This window comes from Paenibacillus artemisiicola, assembly GCF_017652985.1.
Taxonomy (GTDB): Bacteria; Bacillota; Bacilli; order Paenibacillales; family Paenibacillaceae; genus Paenibacillus_Z; species Paenibacillus_Z artemisiicola.
Window position 1 is genome coordinate 1 of sequence record NZ_JAGGDJ010000139.1, and the last position, 503, is coordinate 503.

At 38.4% G+C, this 503-nt stretch carries 1 protein-coding gene; it reads right to left on the reverse strand.

All coding sequences use genetic code 11. The features are described 5' to 3' along the window. The coding region (locus I8J29_RS33590) for a transketolase C-terminal domain-containing protein (RefSeq protein WP_276316374.1) at window positions 1-503 on the reverse strand (503 nt) is incomplete at both ends.

Here is a 503-nt window from a genome sequence, read left to right on the forward strand (position 1 = left end):
AGATCTAAGTTCCTTTTTCTCATTTTCAGGTATCATTGCTCTAAGCTGGGTAATGACATTTTCTGTCGTCATACCGATCTCTTCAAGCAATTTGGAAACACTACCATGTTCAATAAAACGGTCTGGGATTCCTATACGAGAAATTTTTGTTTGGTAATAGTTATTTTCTTGGGCAAACTCTAAAACAGCACTACCAAATCCACCTTGTAAAACAGCTTCCTCAATCGTTAAAACTGGAATATGTTCAGTGAAAATTTCATGAAGCATGTTTTCATCTAAAGGTTTGATAAAACGTGCATTAACAACTCGAATAGATTTACCTTGTTTCGCTAAGTTTTCAGCAGCTTCTATTGCCATTTCAATGGTCGTGCCGAATGTAAGAATGACAGCATCTCTACCTTCTCTAAGTACTTCCCACGTGCCAATCGGGATTTCTTTAAGCTCTTCATCCATTTTCACACCGATTCCATTACCACGTGCATAGCGAAGCGCGATAGGTCCAT